15 protein-coding genes are annotated in these 18,471 nt (G+C 60.9%); 12 read left to right on the top strand and 3 right to left on the bottom strand.

What is annotated here, in order from left to right:
• Positions 1–20 precede the first annotated feature (20 nt).
• From RAK07_RS00280 to modC, 12 genes are all read left to right on the top strand, one after another.
• Positions 21–698, top strand: a complete 678-nt coding sequence (locus tag RAK07_RS00280) for a four helix bundle suffix domain-containing protein (protein ID WP_305730859.1) — start codon at positions 21–23, stop codon at positions 696–698.
• The gene (locus RAK07_RS00285) at positions 695–3,892 is read left to right on the top strand and encodes a type I restriction endonuclease subunit R (RefSeq protein WP_305730860.1); all 3,198 of its coding nucleotides are present in this window, start codon (positions 695–697) and stop codon (positions 3,890–3,892) included. The genes RAK07_RS00280 and RAK07_RS00285 overlap by 4 nt, the downstream gene beginning before the upstream one ends.
• Positions 3,889–4,602 (top strand): M48 family metallopeptidase, encoded by a 714-nt coding sequence (locus RAK07_RS00290; protein ID WP_305730861.1) that lies wholly within the window; start codon positions 3,889–3,891, stop codon positions 4,600–4,602. The genes RAK07_RS00285 and RAK07_RS00290 overlap by 4 nt, the downstream gene beginning before the upstream one ends.
• 414 nt (positions 4,603–5,016) lie before the next feature.
• Positions 5,017–7,764: a bifunctional nitrogenase iron-molybdenum cofactor biosynthesis protein NifEN gene (locus tag RAK07_RS00295; RefSeq protein ID WP_305730862.1), complete on the top strand. Its 2,748-nt coding sequence runs from the start codon at positions 5,017–5,019 to the stop codon at positions 7,762–7,764.
• A 111-nt stretch (positions 7,765–7,875) separates the two neighbouring features.
• Positions 7,876–8,265 carry a nitrogen fixation protein NifX gene (gene nifX / locus RAK07_RS00300; RefSeq protein WP_305730863.1) on the top strand — a complete coding sequence of 130 codons (390 nt, stop codon included), beginning with the start codon at positions 7,876–7,878 and terminating at the stop codon, positions 8,263–8,265.
• Positions 8,266–8,291: 26 nt separating this feature from the next.
• Positions 8,292–8,555 carry a ferredoxin III, nif-specific gene (gene fdxB, locus RAK07_RS00305; RefSeq protein WP_305730864.1) on the top strand — a complete coding sequence of 88 codons (264 nt, stop codon included), beginning with the start codon at positions 8,292–8,294 and terminating at the stop codon, positions 8,553–8,555.
• 10 nt (positions 8,556–8,565) lie between these two features.
• Positions 8,566–8,970 (top strand): NifB/NifX family molybdenum-iron cluster-binding protein, encoded by a 405-nt coding sequence (locus RAK07_RS00310; protein ID WP_305730865.1) that lies wholly within the window; start codon positions 8,566–8,568, stop codon positions 8,968–8,970.
• Positions 8,971–9,083: 113 nt separating this feature from the next.
• Positions 9,084–9,878 (top strand): NAD(+)--dinitrogen-reductase ADP-D-ribosyltransferase, encoded by a 795-nt coding sequence (locus RAK07_RS00315; RefSeq protein ID WP_305730866.1) that lies wholly within the window; start codon positions 9,084–9,086, stop codon positions 9,876–9,878.
• A 97-nt stretch (positions 9,879–9,975) separates the two neighbouring features.
• Positions 9,976–10,785: a TOBE domain-containing protein gene (locus tag RAK07_RS00320; RefSeq protein ID WP_305730867.1), complete on the top strand. Its 810-nt coding sequence runs from the start codon at positions 9,976–9,978 to the stop codon at positions 10,783–10,785.
• An 81-nt stretch (positions 10,786–10,866) separates the two neighbouring features.
• Entirely contained in the window at positions 10,867–11,619 is a 753-nt protein-coding gene (gene modA / locus RAK07_RS00325) for a molybdate ABC transporter substrate-binding protein (RefSeq protein WP_305730868.1), read from the top strand.
• A gap of 11 nt (positions 11,620–11,630) precedes the next feature.
• On the top strand, positions 11,631–12,308 hold the full coding sequence (gene modB / locus RAK07_RS00330; RefSeq protein ID WP_305730869.1) for a molybdate ABC transporter permease subunit: 678 nt from the start codon (positions 11,631–11,633) through the stop codon (positions 12,306–12,308).
• A gap of 3 nt (positions 12,309–12,311) precedes the next feature.
• Positions 12,312–13,385, top strand: a complete 1,074-nt coding sequence (gene modC, locus RAK07_RS00335; RefSeq protein ID WP_305730870.1) for a molybdenum ABC transporter ATP-binding protein — start codon at positions 12,312–12,314, stop codon at positions 13,383–13,385.
• 12 nt (positions 13,386–13,397) lie between these two features.
• On the opposite strand, the gene RAK07_RS00340 is transcribed toward modC, so the two are convergent.
• The 3 genes from RAK07_RS00340 to RAK07_RS00350 form a co-directional block, all read right to left on the bottom strand.
• Positions 13,398–14,168, bottom strand: a complete 771-nt coding sequence (locus RAK07_RS00340; protein ID WP_305730871.1) for a class I SAM-dependent methyltransferase — start codon at positions 14,166–14,168, stop codon at positions 13,398–13,400.
• Positions 14,165–16,147, bottom strand: a complete 1,983-nt coding sequence (locus RAK07_RS00345) for a monovalent cation:proton antiporter family protein (protein WP_305730872.1) — start codon at positions 16,145–16,147, stop codon at positions 14,165–14,167. Before RAK07_RS00345 ends, RAK07_RS00340 begins: the two co-directional genes overlap by 4 nt.
• 73 nt (positions 16,148–16,220) lie before the next feature.
• Entirely contained in the window at positions 16,221–18,407 is a 2,187-nt protein-coding gene (locus RAK07_RS00350) for a PAS domain-containing sensor histidine kinase (RefSeq protein WP_305730873.1), read from the bottom strand.
• Positions 18,408–18,471: the final 64 nt, after the last annotated feature.

Consider the following 18,471-nt stretch of genomic DNA (forward strand, 5'->3'; position numbering starts at 1 on the left):
ATTTGTGTGTGGGAGGTTGTATGGGTGGGGGTGAGGGGTTGATTCCCAGGCATGGCGGCTATCGCAACCTGAAAAGCTTTCAGATTGCCCAACTGGTCTATGATGTGACCGTCCGTTTCTGCGAGCGCTACATCGACCGCTTCAGCCGCACCCGCGACCAGATGGTGCAGGCGGCGCGCAGCGGCGTGCAGAACATCGCCGAAGGAAGCCAGGCTTCCGGCACCTCGAAGAAGACCGAGCTGAAACTGACCAACGTAGCCCGCGCCAGCCTGGAAGAGCTGAAGCTGGATTATGAAGACTTTCTGCGCCAGCATGGGCTGCCGCTCTGGGAGCGGGAAGACCCGCGCCGGAAGGGGTTGGTGGCGCGGCGATGCGGGACGGCGGATGAGGTGGCGGCTTGGTGCAAGGAAGTGCACGGGCAGGGTTTTTGTGGACTTGGTGGACCAAATGGACAGAATGGACGTGATGGACAGTCCAGAGCGTCCACGTCGTCCATGATGTCCACAGCGTCCACAAAAACGCCTGAACCCCACCCCACCTACCCAGAAATTGCTGCCAACGCCGCCCTCACCCTGCTGGCCGTCGCCTGCTCCCTGCTGGACCGCCAGCTTGCCGCCCAAGCTGCGGCCTTTGAAAAAGAAGGGGGCTTCACCGAACGCCTCTACCGCACCCGCAGCCAGGCCAGGAGAAAACCATGACCGTTTTCCGCTTCAACGAAAAATACCTTTCCCAGATCCCAGCCCTGCAACTCCTGATCAACCTGGGCTATGAATATCTCCCCCCAGAGCAGGTCATGAAACAGCGCCAGGGCAAAACCGGCAATGTGCTTCTTGAGGGTATCCTGTGCGACCAGCTGAAACGACTCAACCGCATCAACTACAAAAGCCGCGAATTCCTGTTCAGCGAAGAGAACATCCAGACCGCCGTCCAGAAACTGAAGAACGTCAAATACGACGGACTGCTCAAAACCAACGAAGCAATATACGACCTGATTACCCTCGGCACCGCGCTGGAACAGACTGTCGAAGGGGACTCCAAGAGCTTCAACCTGAACTACATCGACTGGCGCAACTGGGAGCGCAATGCCTTTCATGTCACCGCTGAATTCAACGTGGCACGCTCCCGCAGTAACGAAGCCGCCCGGCCGGATATCGTCCTGTTTGTCAACGGTATCCCGCTGGCGGTGATCGAATGCAAATCGCCCAACGTGGGTGTAGAACAGGCCATCTCCCAATCCATTCGCAACCAGAATGACGACTTCATCCCCAAACTGTTCGTCTATACGCAACTGGTCATGGGGATCAACAAAAATGCCGCACAGTACGCAACGACCGGCACCCAGGCGAAATTCTGGGCGCCCTGGAAAGAGCTGCGTGACAAAGAAAGTGATGTTGCCGGTTGCGTCAATGCCGCTCTTGCAATCGACAAGAAAGATCTGCTGTTCAGCGGCGAATTTGCCGTTGCCCGGTCATTTTTCGATGCCCATGAAACAGAAGGCGAACGCCTGGTTACCGAGCAGGACAAGGTTCTCTACAGCCTCTGTCGCCCCGAACGGCTGCTGGAACTGGCCTTCAAATTCACTGTTTTCGACGGCGGCATCAAGAAGATCGCCCGCTATCAGCAGTTCTTTGTCATCAAGTCAACCCTGGAGCGGATCAAACAACTGGACAGTGAAGGCCGTCGTCGGGGCGGCATCATCTGGCACACACAGGGGTCGGGTAAATCACTGACCATGGTTATGCTGGGGAGAAATCTGGCCCTCGATCCGTGCGTAACCAATCCACGCATCGTGCTGGTGACGGACCGTGACGACCTGGACAAACAGTTGGGCAATACCTTTGCCGCCTGCGGGCTGGACCCTAGCCGGGCCACCTCGGGCAAGCACCTGATGGAACTGGTGGCGGAGCACAAGGCCAGCATCGTCACCACACTGATTCACAAGTTCGACAAGGCGCTGAACATCAAGAAATACCAGGATGACTCCCCCGATATCTTCATGTTGATTGATGAAAGCCACCGCACCAACTTCGGCAATTTCTCGGCACGGATGCGGCAGATGTTCCCCAATGCCTGCTACATCGGTTTTACCGGCACGCCGCTCTTGAAAAAGGAGAAGAACAACTTCCAGAAGTTCGGTGGCCTGATTGAACCGCACTACTCCATCAACCAGGCGGTGGAGGACGGGGCAGTTGTCCCGCTGCTCTATGAGGGACGACATGTAGAGATGGAGCAGAACAAGACCGCCATCGATCTCTGGTTCGAGCGTCATACGCAGGGGCTGAGCAAAGAGCAAAAGGCTGACCTGAAACGGAAATATGCCAAGGCTTCGATGCTGAACAAGGCCGATCAGGTGGTCTACATGCGGGCCTTCGACATCAGTGAGCATTTCCGCGCCAACTGGCAGGGAACCGGTTTCAAGGCTCAACTGGTTGCCCCGAGCAAAGCCGTGGCCCTGAAGTATCAGGAACACCTTGAAGAGATCGGCTTTGTCTCTTCCGAAGTGGTTATCTCGGCACCGGACAGCCGCGAAGGATATGATGAGACCGACGACGAGCCAACGGACGAGGTGGTCAAGTTCTGGCTGAAGATGATGAAACGCTACGGCAGCGAAGATGAATATACCAAGCAGATCATCAACCAGTTCAAGTTTGGATCAGAACCGGAAATTCTGATCGTGGTGAGCAAGCTGCTGACCGGTTTCGATGCTCCGCGCAACCGGATCATCTACATCTGCAAGGAACTGAAGGAACATACCCTGTTGCAGGCCATAGCCCGCGTCAACCGGCTGTCGGAAGACAAGGACGAAGGGTTTGTCGTTGACTACGTGGGGCTACTGGGTGAACTGGATAAGGCCCTGACCATGTACAGCGCTTTTGAAGGGTATGACGAGGATGACCTGAAAGGGTCGATGACCTCCATAAACAGCGAGATCGAGAAGCTGCCCCAACGTTACTCCGACCTGTGGGACATCTTCAAGGAGGTCAAGAACAGCTATGACGAAGAGGCCTATGAGGTTCTGCTGGCCGATGATGCCGTACGGGAAGACTTTTACCAATGCCTGGCTGAATACAGTAAAACGCTGGGCATCGCTCTTTCGTCGGAAGCGTTTATTACAACAGTCGATGAGGCCCGGCTCTATCGCTACAAGGCCGATTTGAAGCGCTTTCACAACCTGAAAGCCTCCGTCAAACTCCGCTATGCCGAGGCCATTGACTACCGGGATTACGAACCGAAGATCAGGAAGCTGCTCGACACCCATATTCAAGCAAATGAGGTTATTCAACTGAATGAACCGGTAAATATCTTTGACGAAAAGATGTTCAATGTGGTGAAGGAAGAACAGGGCGTTTACGGCAAGAGTACGGCGGCCAAGGCTGATGCCATTGCCCATGCCACGAAACGGGTCATTACGGAAAAGATGGCTGAAGATCCGGCATTTTACCAGAAATTTTCCAAACTGATTCAGCAGGCCATTGAGGATTTCCGGGCCAAGCGTATATCGGATCTTGACTATCTGAACAAAGTTTCCGACATCCGCACCCATGTTGTTACCCGTCACCATGACGATATACCGGAATCCCTCACCGGCAACGAGGAAGCGATGGCATTTTATGGCGTCCTGAAGCCGTTCTTCGAGCAGCATGATCTGGAACGGTGTGCAGGCGAGGCCATTGCCGCCGAAACCGCCCTGGCCATTCAGGCCATTCTGGACCGTCATTGGAAGGTGCAGTTCTGGGATGACGATGATGCCCAGAAACAGGTCATCAACGACATCGACGACTATCTGTTTGACGAGGTAATAAGCAATAAAAGAGTAGAAATCAGCCTTGAACAGATGGACAAACTCATTGAACAGACCATGCAGGTGACCAGGCACCGGAGAACCCCATGAATTCTGCCTTTGGCACCATCAAGTACGGCAGGGAACAGGTACAATTCAATGTGCTCTACTCCGCCAGAAAAACCTTGGGAATTGAGGTTTATCCTGACAGCAGTGTTGTCGTTAAAGCACCGCTCGGGATCGATTCGTCAGAGGTGCAAAGAAGGGTCTTCAGGCGTGTCCGATGGATAGTAAGGCAGCAGCGCTATTTCCGTCAGTTTGACCCGAGAACACCAGTGCGGCAGTTTGTCGGGGGAGAAACCCACCTGTATCTGGGCAGGCAATTTCGGCTCGCAATCAGTTCAGGGAATCAGGATTCAGTAAAGTTGACCCGTGGTTACTTTACCGTCGCAGTCAGGGGCACTGTTTCTTCTGATAAAGTAAAAAGCCTGCTGGATAGTTGGTATGCCGCAAAGGCAACTGCAAAGTTTGAAGAAATTTTAACCCACCGCTGGCCACATTTTGAAAAGTTGGGATTGTCGAAACCGCGCATGCAGACCAAATACTTGAAGAAACGTTGGGGTAGCCTGTCACGAAACGGACTGTTAACACTCAATACGGATCTGATCCGCGCTCCAAAAGAGTGTATCGATTACGTCATCACCCATGAGCTTTGCCATCTGCAATACCACGACCACAGTGCTGAGTTTTATCGGCTTCTTGAAAAGGTACTGCCGGACTGGGAGAAGCGGAAACACAAACTGGAACTGACGCTGGCCTGAACACCCTCATGGTTTACACTGCATTAGTATGCCCCTCTGCGTAGCTTTGGCTGCGCCTGTCATTCTCCACGATAGCCACATTGTGCAGTGTCTCTTTGCCCGGTCCCTGAAACTTCGACAGGCATCTGCATAAAAATCCATCACAAGCAATGTAAAATCAACAAAGACAAAAAAATATGATGTGTATAAACGGCATGTTACGCGGTTAGAGGCGTTTGGCACAGCTCCTGCTATAAATTGAGCGCATGAGAAACTGTAAGCATAGCAACAGCGCCATAGCTTTATGCCGATTCCAGTTCAGGGATGAGACCTGCGAGGATCGGTATTTTGAGATGATGCGGTAATCAGGCAGGGGGGAGGTGTTTCCGTCCCCATTGTTCCTCGGTTGCTCACCGTAGAGAAACGAGACCAATCATGGCAAAACCTGATTATTACGATACCGAAGACTGCGCCACCCACGAAAAGGGAGCCCCCAAGTTTTGCAAGAAATCGGAGCCTGGCGAGGGGACCGAACGCTCCTGCGCCTACGATGGCGCCCGGGTGGTGCTGATGCCGGTGACCGATGCGATCCATCTGGTGCACGGCCCCATCGCCTGCGCCGGTAACTCCTGGGATAACCGGGGAGCGCGCTCGTCGGACTCGCAACTGTACCGCCGCGGTTTTACCACGGAAATGCTGCAGAACGATGTGATCTTCGGCGGCGAGAAAAAGCTGTACCGGGCGATTCTTGATCTGGCGGCGCGGTATCCGGAGGCAAAGGGGATGTTTGTCTACGCCACCTGTGTGACCGCCATGACCGGCGACGATCTGGAGGCGGTCTGCAGCGCAGCCCAGAAAAAAATTGCCCTCCCGATCGTGCCGGTCAACACCCCCGGTTTTATCGGCGACAAGAACATCGGCAACCGCCTGGCGGGCGAAATACTGTTCAAACAGGTGATCGGCACCGCGGAACCGCCGCTGCTGGGCGAGTATCCGATCAACCTGATCGGCGAGTACAACATCGCCGGCGATCTCTGGGGGATGCAGCCGCTGTTTGACCGGCTGGGCATCCAGATCCTTTCCTGCTTCAGCGGTGACGCGAAATTCGAGGAGCTGCGCTACGCCCACCGGGCCAAGCTGAATATCATCATCTGCTCCAAAAGCCTGACCAACCTGGCCAAGAAGATGCAGAAGACCTACGGCATGCCCTATCTGGAAGAATCATTCTACGGCATGACCGACACGGCCAAGGCGTTGCGCAACATCGCCCGAGAACTGGACGATGCCGTGGGGGGCCTGGAAAAGCGGATCATGCAGGACCGGGTGGAACAGGTGCTGGAAGAGGAAGAGAGCAGGTGCCAAGAGCTGATCGCCCCCTGCCGTGCCCGTCTGGAAGGCAAACGGGCCGTGCTGTTCACCGGCGGGGTCAAGACCTGGTCCATGGTCAACGCCCTGCGGGAACTGGGGATCGAGATCCTGGCCGCAGGCACCCAGAACTCGACCCTGGAAGACTTCTACCGGATGAAGGCGTTGATGCACAAGGATGCCCGGATCATCGAAGACACCTCAACCGCCGGACTGCTGGGGGTGATGAAGGAGAAGATGCCGGACCTGATCGTTGCCGGCGGCAAAACCAAGTTTCTGGCGCTGAAGACCAAGACCCCGTTTCTGGATATCAATCACGGCAGGTCCCACCCCTATGCCGGGTATGCGGGGATGGTCACCTTTGCCCGGCAGCTCGACCTGACGGTCAACAACCCGATCTGGCCGCTCTTGAACGGCCCGCCCCCCTGGGAGGCGGAGAGCGCAGCACTGGTAGCGGCGGCCCGCAGCCATGCCGCAGACTATCTGGCGGAAGACCTGGCCGCTTCACGGGTTGCCGTGCCCACCAAGGCAGCCACGGTCAATCCGCAGAAGAACTCCCCGGCACTGGGGGCGACCCTGGCCTATCTGGGCATCGACCAGATGCTGGGCCTGCTGCATGGCGCCCAGGGCTGCTCCACCTTCATCCGCTTGCAACTGTCGCGGCACTTCAAGGAATCCATTGCCCTGAACGCCACGGCCATGAGCGAGGACAGCGCCATCTTCGGCGGCTGGGAAAACCTGAAGCAGGGCATCACCAGGGTGATCGAGAAGTTTCATCCTGCGCTGGTGGGAGTGATGACCTCCGGCCTGACCGAGACCATGGGGGACGATGTCCGCTCCGCCATCCACCAGTTCCGCGCGGAACATCCGGAGCATGACGGCGTGCCGGTGGTCTGGGCCTCCACCCCGGACTACTGCGGCTCGTTGCAGGAGGGGTATGCAGCGGCGGTTGAGGCGATCCTGAGCAGTATCCCCGAAGCCGGTGAGACGATCCCCGGCCAGGTAAACTTGTTGCCGGGAGCGCAGTTGACCCCGGCCGATGTCGAGGAGTTGAAGGAGATCATCGAATCCTTCGGCCTCTCCGTGCTCTGCATCCCCGACATCGCCAACGCCCTGGACGGCCATATCGATGAAGAGGTCTCACCCCTGTCAACCGGTGGCATCAGTGTCGAAAAGATCAGGCTGGCCGGCCGCAGCAGCGCCACCCTCTATGCGGGGGATTCGCTGGCCAAAGCCGCTGCCGGCATGGAAGAGCAGTTCGGCATCCCGGCCTACGGTTTTACCTCGCTTTCCGGCATGGCGGAAACCGACCGGTTCATGGCAGTGCTGGCTGCCATAAGCGGCAGGCCGATACCGGAGAAACACCGCCGCTGGCGTTCCCGTCTGGCCGATGCCATGGTGGATTCCCACTATCAGTTCGGCAACCGAAAGGTGGCCCTGGCACTGGAGGCTGACCACCTGAAGGGGATGACCCGCTTCCTGGCCGGCATGGGCTGTGCCATACAGGCTGCCGTGGCTGCCACCCGCACCAGGGGGCTGGACAGCCTGCCCTGCGACAACGTCTTTGCGGGGGATCTGGAAGATCTGGAAACCGCCGGCACCGGGGCGGAGCTGCTGGTGGCCAACTCAAACGGCAGGCAGGCAGCGGCAACCTTGAAGATCGGCGCCCATCTGCGCACCGGCCTGCCGGTGTTTGACCGGCTGGGGGCGCACCAGAAGCTGTGGGTGGGGTATCGCGGCACCATGAACCTGGTCTTTGAGGTGGCCAACCTGTTCCAGGCCAATGCCAATGAGGCCCAGAAGCTGGCACACAACTGACATCCTGAACCCACCCCAGCCCTCCCGTGTCCGGGAGGGAGTTGAGGCGAAGACGTTTTGAGCTTTCCCCCTGACCAGGGGGGATCGAGGGGGGGTAGAAAGAGGCAAACCATGAAGATCGCATTCACCACCACCGATGGCACGATGATTGACCAGCACTTCGGCCAGTGCGAGCGATTCCAGATCTGGGAGATCGGGCCCCATGAGGCTGCTTTTGTGGAAGCAGTGGCGGTCACCGCCCACGGTGGTGATGAAGAAGACCGGATTGCCGCCCGCGCCGCCCTGCTGGCCGACTGCGCCATCGTCTACACCATGCAGATCGGCGGCCCTGCCGCTGCCAAGCTGATCGCTCGGAAGATCCATCCCATGAAGACCACGGTGGAAGCGGGTCTCAAGGAGACCATCGAGAAGCTTCAGGACGTACTGCAGGGCAACCCGCCCCCCTGGCTGCGCAAGGCGATGAACAAAGGACAGGATTCGGCATCCTTTGAGGAAGACTGATACCACTACATCAGGAGGAGAGCATCATGGCGTACATCACCGGCTTAACCAAAAACAAGCAGGAGTGGACCCCGCAGTTCATCGTATCCATCGACGAAGAGGCCTGTATCGGCTGCGGCCGCTGTTTCAAGGTCTGTTCACACGACGTGCTGGCCTTTGAGGAGCTGGACGAGGATGATTCGGCCAAGATGTTCATGAAGGTGGAAAACGCCGGCAACTGTATCGGCTGTGAGGCCTGCGGCAAGACCTGTTCCAAGAAGTGTTTCACCTTTGCCCCGCTTGCGGCATAGGGAGCTTGCCATGCTGATTGCCGTAACCTCGACAGACGGCGTGACCGTCAATCAGCACTTCGGCCATGCCGGCCGTCTCCTCATCTTTGAAGTAGCGGACGGCAGGGTTGAGCTGCTGCGGGAGTGTGCCGTTACCCCCTACTGCACCTGGTCGCAGACCGTGCGTGATCTGCCGGCGGACCAGTTCGCCGCAACGGTGCAGCAGATGCGGGAATGCGTTGACCGCCAGCCGGGACACGGTATGCGCCCGGCACAGCTGGCCGCCTTTGCCGAGGCCCTGGGCGACTGCCGGGTGGTGGTAACCGCCATGATCGGTGAGGCACCGCAGGAAGAGCTGGCTCGCATCGGCATCGCGGTGCATGCCGTTACCGGGCCGATTGCGCAGGTGTTGCCCGAAATAGTCAAGTTGTACTAAGGAGGCTGGCAAACTTATTATTGCGAGCCTCCTAAGTCGCTCGGTTTACGTCGCAAGGACGGCGCCGCCGCACATATCTCCTTGCGTTGAACATCGGACACGGGGTCGTCTCAATGTCGAGCACCGCCTTCAACCACTGCAATCTGCCCCCCTGGGTCATTGCCTCGCGGCACTACAATGACCATCCCCAGCCGTTGGAGGTGCAGGGGGTGCGGGGGGCCAACCGCTTTCTGTTCAACCGTCTGGAGACCATCGCCGACCGTGATGAGCGGGGGCAGGTGTTCAGCGACTACCTGTCGGTGAAGTTCGCCCTGCACCATGAGCAGGGACAGACCGACACCGCCCGCAAGAGTCTGCGCAACAGCTACCTGCGCTTTCTCAAGGGGTGGATGATGGACAGCAATTCCGTGGAAGGGGCGGTGCTGAAGGGGTGGGTGGAAAGCCGCATGGGCATTGCGCCGGCCTTTCACAACGGCCGGATCAGCGGCAGCGACTCGGAAGCCCATTACCGCTACGTCATGGACCGTACCCGCGGCAGCAAGCGGACCAACGCCATCAACGCCCAGCTCGACCTGCTCTACGAGTACTGTCAGTATGAACTGCACCGGGAGCATGGCGCGAAACCATGGCTTGACCTGTACCGGGGCACCCACGATGCCTCCGAGCACGATCTGGTGGAGCAGATCGGCAAGCGGGAACAGATCGTGCGGCTGAACAATCTGGTCTCCTTCACCGACCAGGAGGAGCGAGCCTGGGAGTTCGGTTCCACGGTCTGGGCCACCCGGGTGCCGCTGACCAAAATCTTCTTTTTCGACCAACTGCTCCCCACCAGCCTCCTGAAGGGGGAGGGGGAGTATCTGGTAATCGGTGGTGAGTACCTGGTGCGCCGGATCATGTGCACTTTTTGAGGGTTTTTTCTGTCTGTCGTTGTATAGCTGTTGACATAACGGATTGGGTAGAGGTAGATAGCTCAGACATTGAGCACCGGTCGGGAGTTTCACGGATATGGCACGAACGAAACAACAGGTCTCCCTTGACGCCAGCCTTTGGCTGAATCGGGCCGACAGCAGGTTCCTCGGCGCAGACCGTATTGCGCTGCTGGAAAAGATCGACGAGCTGGGCTCCATCACCAAGGCGGCACAGGCGGTGGGGATCAGCTACAAAACCGCCTGGGACCAGGTCAACACCATCAACAACCTGGCGGACAAGCCGTTGGTGGAACGGCTGACCGGCGGCAAGGGGGGGGGCGGCACCAGCTTGACCACTGCGGGCAAGAAGGTGGTTGAGCAGTTCAGAACCATCCAGGAAGAGCACGGTACGTTTCTGCGCAACCTGGAACAGAGGCTGGGAGACAGCGGCAGCCTGTACCAATTCCTGCGGAGGATCAGCATGAAAGTCAGCGCACGCAACACCTTTGCCGGCAAGATCAGCAGCATCACCACAGGAGGGGTTAATGCCGAAGTGACTCTTACCCTGAAAGGCGCTATCCCGCTGGTGGCCACCGTCACCAACGGCGCCGTGGACAATCTGGGGCTGCGTGTCGGCATGGATGCCTACGCCATCATCAAGGCCAGCTCCATCATCATCGGCACCGACCTGCATGACGCGAACGTCAGCGCCCGCAACATCTTCCACGGCACCATCACCAAGGTGGTCGAAGGGCCGGTCAACACCGAGGTTGATCTGGAGATCGGCAATGAGAACACCGTAGCCGCCGTGATTACCCATGACAGCGCCGCCCGGCTCGGTCTGAAGGTGGGCGGCAAGGCCTGTGCAATGTTCAAGGCCTCCAGCGTGATCATCGGGGTGAACTGACGGCTGTTTGGCAGGAGCGATTTTTTTTGCCGGTCGTTATGGTGATGGCACCATAACGACCGCCCCGGAAAGGAGCAGGTCATGAAGCTGTTCAGACGGTTGCTGGTAGCATGTTTCCTGGTGGGCGTACCTGGTGCCGCCCTGGCCGAGGAGGTGACGGTTGCCGTTGCCGCCAATTTCACGGCGCCGATGAAGCAGATCGCCGCTGATTTCGAGAAGGCCACCGGCCACAAGGTCATGCTCTCCTTCGGCGCTTCGGGCAAGTTCTACGCCCAGATCAAAAACGGCGCGCCGTTCCAGGTCTTCCTGTCCGCCGACGATGAGAAGCCGCGCCAGTTGGAGAAAGACGGCCTGACCGTTCCGGGGAGCCGCTTCACCTACGCCATCGGCACCCTGGTGCTCTGGTCCCCCAGGCCGGGCTTCGTGGACCCGAAGGGGGAGGTGCTGCGTACGGGGACGTACAACAAGCTTGCCATCGCCAACCCCAGGCTGGCACCCTACGGTACCGCCGCCATCGAGGTGCTGACCAAACGGGGGCTTATGGCAGCGGTGCAGCCAAAAATCGTGCAGGGCGAGAATATCGCCCAGACCTTCCAGTTCGTCTCCAGCGGCAACGCCGACCTGGGCTTTGTGGCCTTGTCCCAGGTGATGCAGGGCGGCACCATCACCAGCGGTTCCGCCTGGATCGTGCCGGGGGCCCTGCACCAGCCGATCCGCCAGGATGCGGTGCTGTTGCAGAAGGGAAGGGGCAACAGGGCTGCCGAGGGGTTGGCAGACTATCTGAAAACCGATAGGGTGAAGGCGCTGATCCGTAGCTATGGCTATGAAATCTGACCGGAGTGCTGATGTTTCTTGATCCCGCCGACATCCAGTCGCTCTGGCTGACCGTGCGGCTGGCTGCCGTGGTCACTGCTCTCCTGCTGCTGCTGGGGACACCGGTGGCCTGGTGGCTGGCCCGTACCCGCTCCCGCTGGAAAGGACCCGTCGGCGCGGTGGTGGCGCTGCCGCTGGTGCTGCCGCCGTCGGTGCTGGGGTTCTACCTGCTGCTGGCCATGGGGCCCAGCGGCCCGGTGGGGTGGCTGACCCGCGCCGTGGGGGGGGAGCCGCTGCCGTTCACCTTTGGCGGCCTGGTGGTGGCCTCGGTCTTCTACTCGCTGCCGTTCATGGTGCAGCCGCTGCAGAACGCCTTTGAAGCCATCGGTGACCGTCCGCTGGAAGTTGCCGCCACCCTGCGGGCATCAAAGCTGGACACCTTTTTCAGCGTGGTGCTGCCGCTCTCCCTGCCCGGCTACCTCACCGCCTCCATCCTCACCTTTGCCCATACCGTGGGGGAGTTCGGGGTGGTGCTGATGATCGGCGGCAATATTCCCGGCGTCACCCGGGTGGCCTCGGTGCAGATCTACGACCATGTGGAGGCCCTGGCCTACGGGCAGGCCCACCGCCTGGCGGCGGTGCTGCTGGCCTTCTCCTTCCTGGTGCTGCTGGCGCTCTACGCCTGGCGGCCCGGCCGGAAGAAGGGGTAAGCGATGGAAACGATAACCGCGCGTTTTCGGGTTGACTGGCCCGGTTTCAGCCTGGACCTCGATCTGGAGCTGCCGGGCCGCGGCGTCACCGCCATCTTCGGCCATTCCGGCTCCGGCAAGACCACGCTGCTGCGCTGCATCGCCGGGCTTGAGCGGGCAACGACCGGTTGTTTGAGCTTCAAGGGGGATATCTGGCAGGATGAACGCACGTTTCTGCCGGTACACCAACGGCCGCTGGGCTATGTCTTTCAGGAGGCCAGCCTTTTTCCCCATCTTACCGTGCTGGGGAACCTGCGCTACGGCCAGAAGCGGATTCCTGCCGCAGAACGCAGGGTCAGCCTGGAGCAGGCCATTGAACTGCTGGGAATCGGCCATCTGCTGGAACGCAAGCCGGATCGTCTTTCCGGCGGCGAGCGGCAGCGGGTGGGTATTGCCCGGGCCCTGGCGGTCAGCCCCCGCATCCTGCTGATGGATGAACCGCTGGCAGCCCTGGATCTGGCCCGCAAGCAGGAGATCCTCCCCTACCTGGAACGGCTGCACGACGAGCTGGAGATTCCGGTGCTGTACGTCACCCACTCACCGGACGAGGTGGCCCGGCTGGCCGATCATCTGGTGGCGCTGGAGGCTGGCCGGGTCACGGCCCGGGGGCCGCTGGCCGAAACCCTGGCCCGGCTTGACCTGCCGGTCAGGCTGGGGGAAGAGCGGGCCGTGGTGCTGGAAGGGACGGTTGCCGAGCGGGATGAGCAATGGAGCCTGGTGAAGGTCTCCTTCGACGGCGGCAGTCTCTGGACCCGCGACCGCGGTATTGCCGTGGGCAGGCAGGTGCGGCTGCGGGTGCCGTCCAGCGGGGTCAGCCTCTGCCGGGTGCCGCAGCAGGAGACCAGCATTCTGAATACCCTGGCCGGCCGGGTAGAGGGGATTGGCCCCGATGATCACCCGGCCCATGCCTTGGTGCGGGTGGCCATCGGCCACTCGGTGCTGCTGGCTCGGATCACCCGGCGTTCGGTGGCGGCGCTGGCCCTGGAGCCGGGGCAGGAAATCTGGGCCCAGGTGAAGTCGGTGGCGGTGCTGGAGTAGCCGTGTCGCAGCTCAGGAAAGCCGTCCCGCCCTGATGGCAAGGGGCCAGACGACCTGTCGCCGTCCCGCTCCCCAAAGGGGACGCAATTCCCGTTCAAGCGCCTCCACCGGGTCACTGCCGTGCAGCTCCCGGTAGCGGGCCGTGGCGGACCAGCTGCGCAGATACCCGGCCAGGTCGGCCAAACGCCACGCCACGGCCATGCTGAAGGCAGGCACTGTCACCGGCGCAAAGGGAAAGGCCAGATCGGCGTAGCCGTTTTCCACATGCCGCCGCTGCGGCGGCCAATACGGCCCCACGGTCTCGTAATAGAACGTGTGCAGCATCTGCTGCACCGCTGCCGTATCCTCTCCCCCCTCGGTACCGAACACCCCGTAGGTCCAGACCGCCAGCAGTCCCCCCGGCTTCAGCACCCGCCGTACCTCGGCATAGAACCGGTCCAGGTCGAACCAGTGCAGGGCCTGGGCCACGGTGATCAGATCCACCGAACCGGCTTCCAGCCCCGATTGCTCCGCCGGCGCGGCGCGGTACTCCACGCCGGCGCAGGGGGTGGCGGCGGCAATCTGGCCGGAGCTGGCGTCGGTGGCCACCACCCGGTTGAAGCGCCGCGCCAGTTCACCGGCGGCCTGGCCGGTGCCGGTGGCGCAGTCCCAGGCCAGGTCGCGTACCGGTACCTGACCGGACAGCCAGTCGAACAGGGCCGGCGGATAGGTGGGGCGGTGGGCGGCGTAGTGATCGGCCACCTGCGCGAAATGATCGGTAAAGCCACGGGATGCTGGTGTCATGCCTTCCCCTCAAACAGCCGTCCGGCGTGGCGCAACTGGTCCGGCGTTCCCAGCAGCAGCGCCACGTCGCCCTGATGGAGCTGCCAGAGCGGATCCGGATTGGGGGCCACCTCCTCACCCCGCTTGATGGCCAGTACTGTGGCTCCGGAGCGGGTTTTCAGCACGCCGTCCCGCAGACTCGATCCCTCAATGACCGCGCCCTGCCTGACGGTGAAGGCCCCCACCTCGGCGCCGGACAAAAAGCCGGTGATCCCCACCGCATGGCTGTGGCGGCGGCTCATCCCCCGGAACATCTCGTAGGAGTCGCCGCGGATGGCGGTGACGCAGCTGTCGATCTCATCCTCCGGCACCAGGTATTTGCGCAGCACCCGGGCAAAGATCTCGATGGAGGTCTCGAACTCTTCCGGCACCACCTCGTTGACCCCCAGCTGGTAGAGCGGCTCCATCTCGGCCACGTAGCGGGTGCGGACGATGATGTGCAGGCGGGGGTTGAGGCTGCGGGCCACCGCCGCCACCCGACGGCTGGCGGAAGCGTCGGAGATGGCGATCACCATCAGGCGGGCCTGGTGAACGTGCATGTGCTCCAGTACTTCCTGCTTGCTGGCGTCGCCGAAGATGATGTGGACCCCTTTTTTCTTCTGGCTGCGCACCGTGAACGGGTTGGCCTCGGCGATGATATGGGGGATCGACTGGCTTTTCAGCACATTGGAGAGGTTGCGGCCGTTTAAGCCGTAGCCGATGATGATGACGTGGTCGCTCAGCCGGGCCTTCCGCTCGCGGTCCATCAGGGGGCCTGCGCCCCGCAGCAGCCGGCGGGGAAGCAGGCGGGTGATCCGGTCGGCCAGCCAGGGGGCACTGTTGAGCATGAAGGGGGTGAGCGTCATGGTGGTCACCGAGGCGGCCAGGAAGACCTGGTAGGCCGCTTGGGGCATCAGGCCGCTTTTCACCCCGGCCTGGGCCAGGATGAAGGAGAACTCACCCACCTGGGCCAGGGAGATGCCGGCCACGGCCGCGATCCGGGCCGGGATGCCCAGGAGCATCACCGAGCCAGCGGTAACGGCTGATTTGATCAGCAGGATCAGCACGATGATGCCGCCCAGCAGCAGAGGATAGCGCAGGAATACCGTGGGATCCAGCAGCATCCCCACCGAGATGAAGAAGAGGCTCATGAAGGTGTCGCGGAAGGGGATGATATCCCCCAGGGCCTGGTGGCTGTACTCGGATTCCGAGATGGCCAGGCCGGCGATGAAGGCGCCCAGGGCCATGGAAAGGCCGGTCATGGCGGTGAGCCAGGCCGTTCCCATGCCGACGAAGAGGATGGTGAGCAGGAACAGTTCGCGGCTGCGGGTTCTGACCACCTGGCTGAAGATCCAGGGGATGGCGAAGCGGGCGCCGAAATGGGCCGCACCCACCACGGCCAGCGCCTTGGCGGTGGTGACGAGGATGCCGGTCCAGCCGCCACCCTGGCCGGCCAGAAAGGGGGTGAAGAGCATCAGCGGCACCACGCAGAGATCCTGAAATATGAGCACCCCCAGGGCGGTTTTGCCGTGAGGGGTGTCCATCTCGCCGGCGTCCATCAGCAATTTCATCAGGATAGCGGTACTGGACAGGGAAACCAGGAAGCCGGCAAAAACCGCCTGGTTGAAGGTGAGGCCGAAGAGCAGGCTGCCGGCGGCAACCGCGGCGATGGTGAGCAGCAGTTGCGCGCCTCCCCCCAGGAAGACCAGTTTGCGAATCCGCATCAGTTCTTTCAGGGAGTATTCAATCCCGATGGTGAACATCAGCAGCACCACACCGATTTCAGCCATCTGCTCCACCTGGTGGGTGTCGCGGATCAGGCCGAGCGCGTGGGGGCCGGCCAGGGTGCCGGCAGCCAGGAAGCCGATGATGGAGGGAAGGCTCAGGCGACGGAACAGCACCACCGTAACGATGGCGATGCCGATCATGATTTCGAAATCTCTCAGTCCTTCAAACGGCATGCAAACCTCGTGGTCTGAAAATTGGGGTGGAGCGGCGCAGGTACGGCGATGGAGTACGGCAGAGCGGGAGAGGTTATGGGTCAGGGCCGTCGGTGAGGCGGGTCAGTTCCGCCAGCAGCCGCTCGATTTCAACCGGCTTGGGGACATGGGCGTCGAATCCCTGGCTGAGCAGACGCAGGCGCTCGTCATGCATGGCGTGGGCCGTGAGTGCGATGATCGGAATATGGCCGCCGTTCTGGCGCTCCTGCTCCCGAATGATCCGGGTCGCCTCGTCGCCCCCCATCACCGGCATCTGGATATCCATCAGGATGCAGTCGAAGTGGTGGCGTGCCAGGTGCACCAGTGCCCGGGCGCCGTTTTCCACCACGGTGATGCGGTGCCCCAGCCGTTCCAGAATACGGGCGACGAAGTCGGCATTGACCCGGTTGTCCTCGGCCAGCAGGATTTCCAGGGGGCGCAACGTTGACTCCGCCACTTCGGAGCGAGGGGGGGGGAGCGGCTGTTCGGCAGCGGACGGAAGTCCGAAGGGGAGCTCCACCTGGAAGGTACTGCCGATGCCCTGCCGGCTTTCCGCCCAGATCCGGCCCCCCATCAGTTCGACCAGCCGGCGGCAGATGGTCAGCCCCAGACCGCTGCCGCCGTAGCGCCGGGTGGTGGAGTTGTCGGCCTGCTCGAAGGGAGCGAATATCCGCTCGGTGATATCAGGGGTCATGCCGATGCCGGTATCGGCAACGCTGAGGCGAAGAACGGTGCCGGCCGGAGCGGAGGAAATCTGGGCGGCGGTGATGGTGATGGAACCTTCTTCGGTGAACTTGATGGCATTGCCCAGCAGGTTGAGCAGGATCTGGCGTGTGCGCAGGTAATCCCCCAGCAGGACGTCCGGCACACTGTCCGGAATCTCCGTGGCGATGGTCAGGTTTTTCAGGCGGATATGGAACTGCTGGCTGTCCAGCAGTTCCTCGATGGTTCTGCGCAGGGAAAAACTGACCTGCTCAAGCTCCATTTTGCCCGACTCGATTTTGGAGAGGTCCAGAATGTCGCTGATCAGCGTCAGCAGGCTGCTGGAGCAGCCCTCGATGTTTTTCAGGTACTGTTCCTGATCTGGGGTGAGCGGGGTCGTACGGAGCAGGTGGGCCATGCCGATGACGCCGTTCATGGGCGTGCGGATTTCGTGGCTCATGTTGGCCAGGAACTCGCTCTTGGCACGGTTGGCGGCCTCGGCCGCCTCCTTGGCCTGTTGCAGCTTTTCCTCCACCTGCTTGCGGGTCGTGATATCCCGCGCCACGCCGATGACACCGCCCACCTGTCCCCACGAGTCGTAGAAGGGGCGTTTCAGCACTTCCACAACCGCCTTTTCTCCGCTGTGCAACGTCAGGTGCCGCTCAACGATCAGGGTGGTACCGGTCGCCATGACCTGGCGGTCCGACTCCCGGTACTGCTCGGCCAGGTCCCGGTCCGGAACGACATCGGCGTCGCTGCGGCCGATAATCTGCTCCTTGGGGAGACCGATGTAACGGCTGGCGTAGGCCTCGTTGCAGCCCAGGAAGATGCTGGCGGTGTCTTTGTAAAAGATCATGTCCGGAATGGCGTCCAGCATGGTCTGCAGAAAGCGCTGGTCTTCTTCCCGCCGCAGTTCCAGCAGCTTGCGTTCGGTGATGTCGATGAGGCTCCAGACAACCCCGGCCTCGCCGTCGGGCAGGAGTTGCCGGACACCGGTCAGAAAGCACCAGAAGATACTGCCGTCCTTGCGGCGCAGCCGGTATTCCGCGCTCAAATGGGTCATGCCGTCCCGGGCCTGCCGGAAGGTGGGAGCCCAGTCATCGTAATGGTGTTGGTCGAGGTGCAGCATCCGCACCGATCGTCCCAGCAGTTCCGGCTCCTCATAGCCGAACATCTCGCAAAACTGGCGATTTACCTTCAGCATGATCCGCTGGGAGGAGACGATCAGGTTGCCGGTTCCGTTGTACTCGAACAGGGTTTCCAGGTGTGCCCGCTGGGCCACCAGGTCGGCTTCCACCAGTTTCCGCTCGTTGATTTCGCTCTGCAGGCGGCGGTTCACGCGCTTGAACACAACGATCGAGCCGCCGAGAAGCGTGATGATGACGACGCAGACGAGGATGACCGTCAGTTGGAGCCCGTCGGCAGGGCCCGGGAGGGAAGCCGGCGTTGCGACAGCCTCCCCGGCCCAAAGCGCGAGCAGGGTGGAAAAGGCGGCCATGGGCCAGCCGATGGACGGCGTGCGTGTTTTCAGCAGGTGCATGGAGAACGGTTCCTTTGGGACCGGCCGGGTCACATACTGCATACCTAGCGACTTTCCTGCTGTC

The organism is Trichlorobacter ammonificans (assembly GCF_933509905.1).
Classification (GTDB): Bacteria; Desulfobacterota; Desulfuromonadia; order Geobacterales; family Pseudopelobacteraceae; genus Trichlorobacter; species Trichlorobacter ammonificans.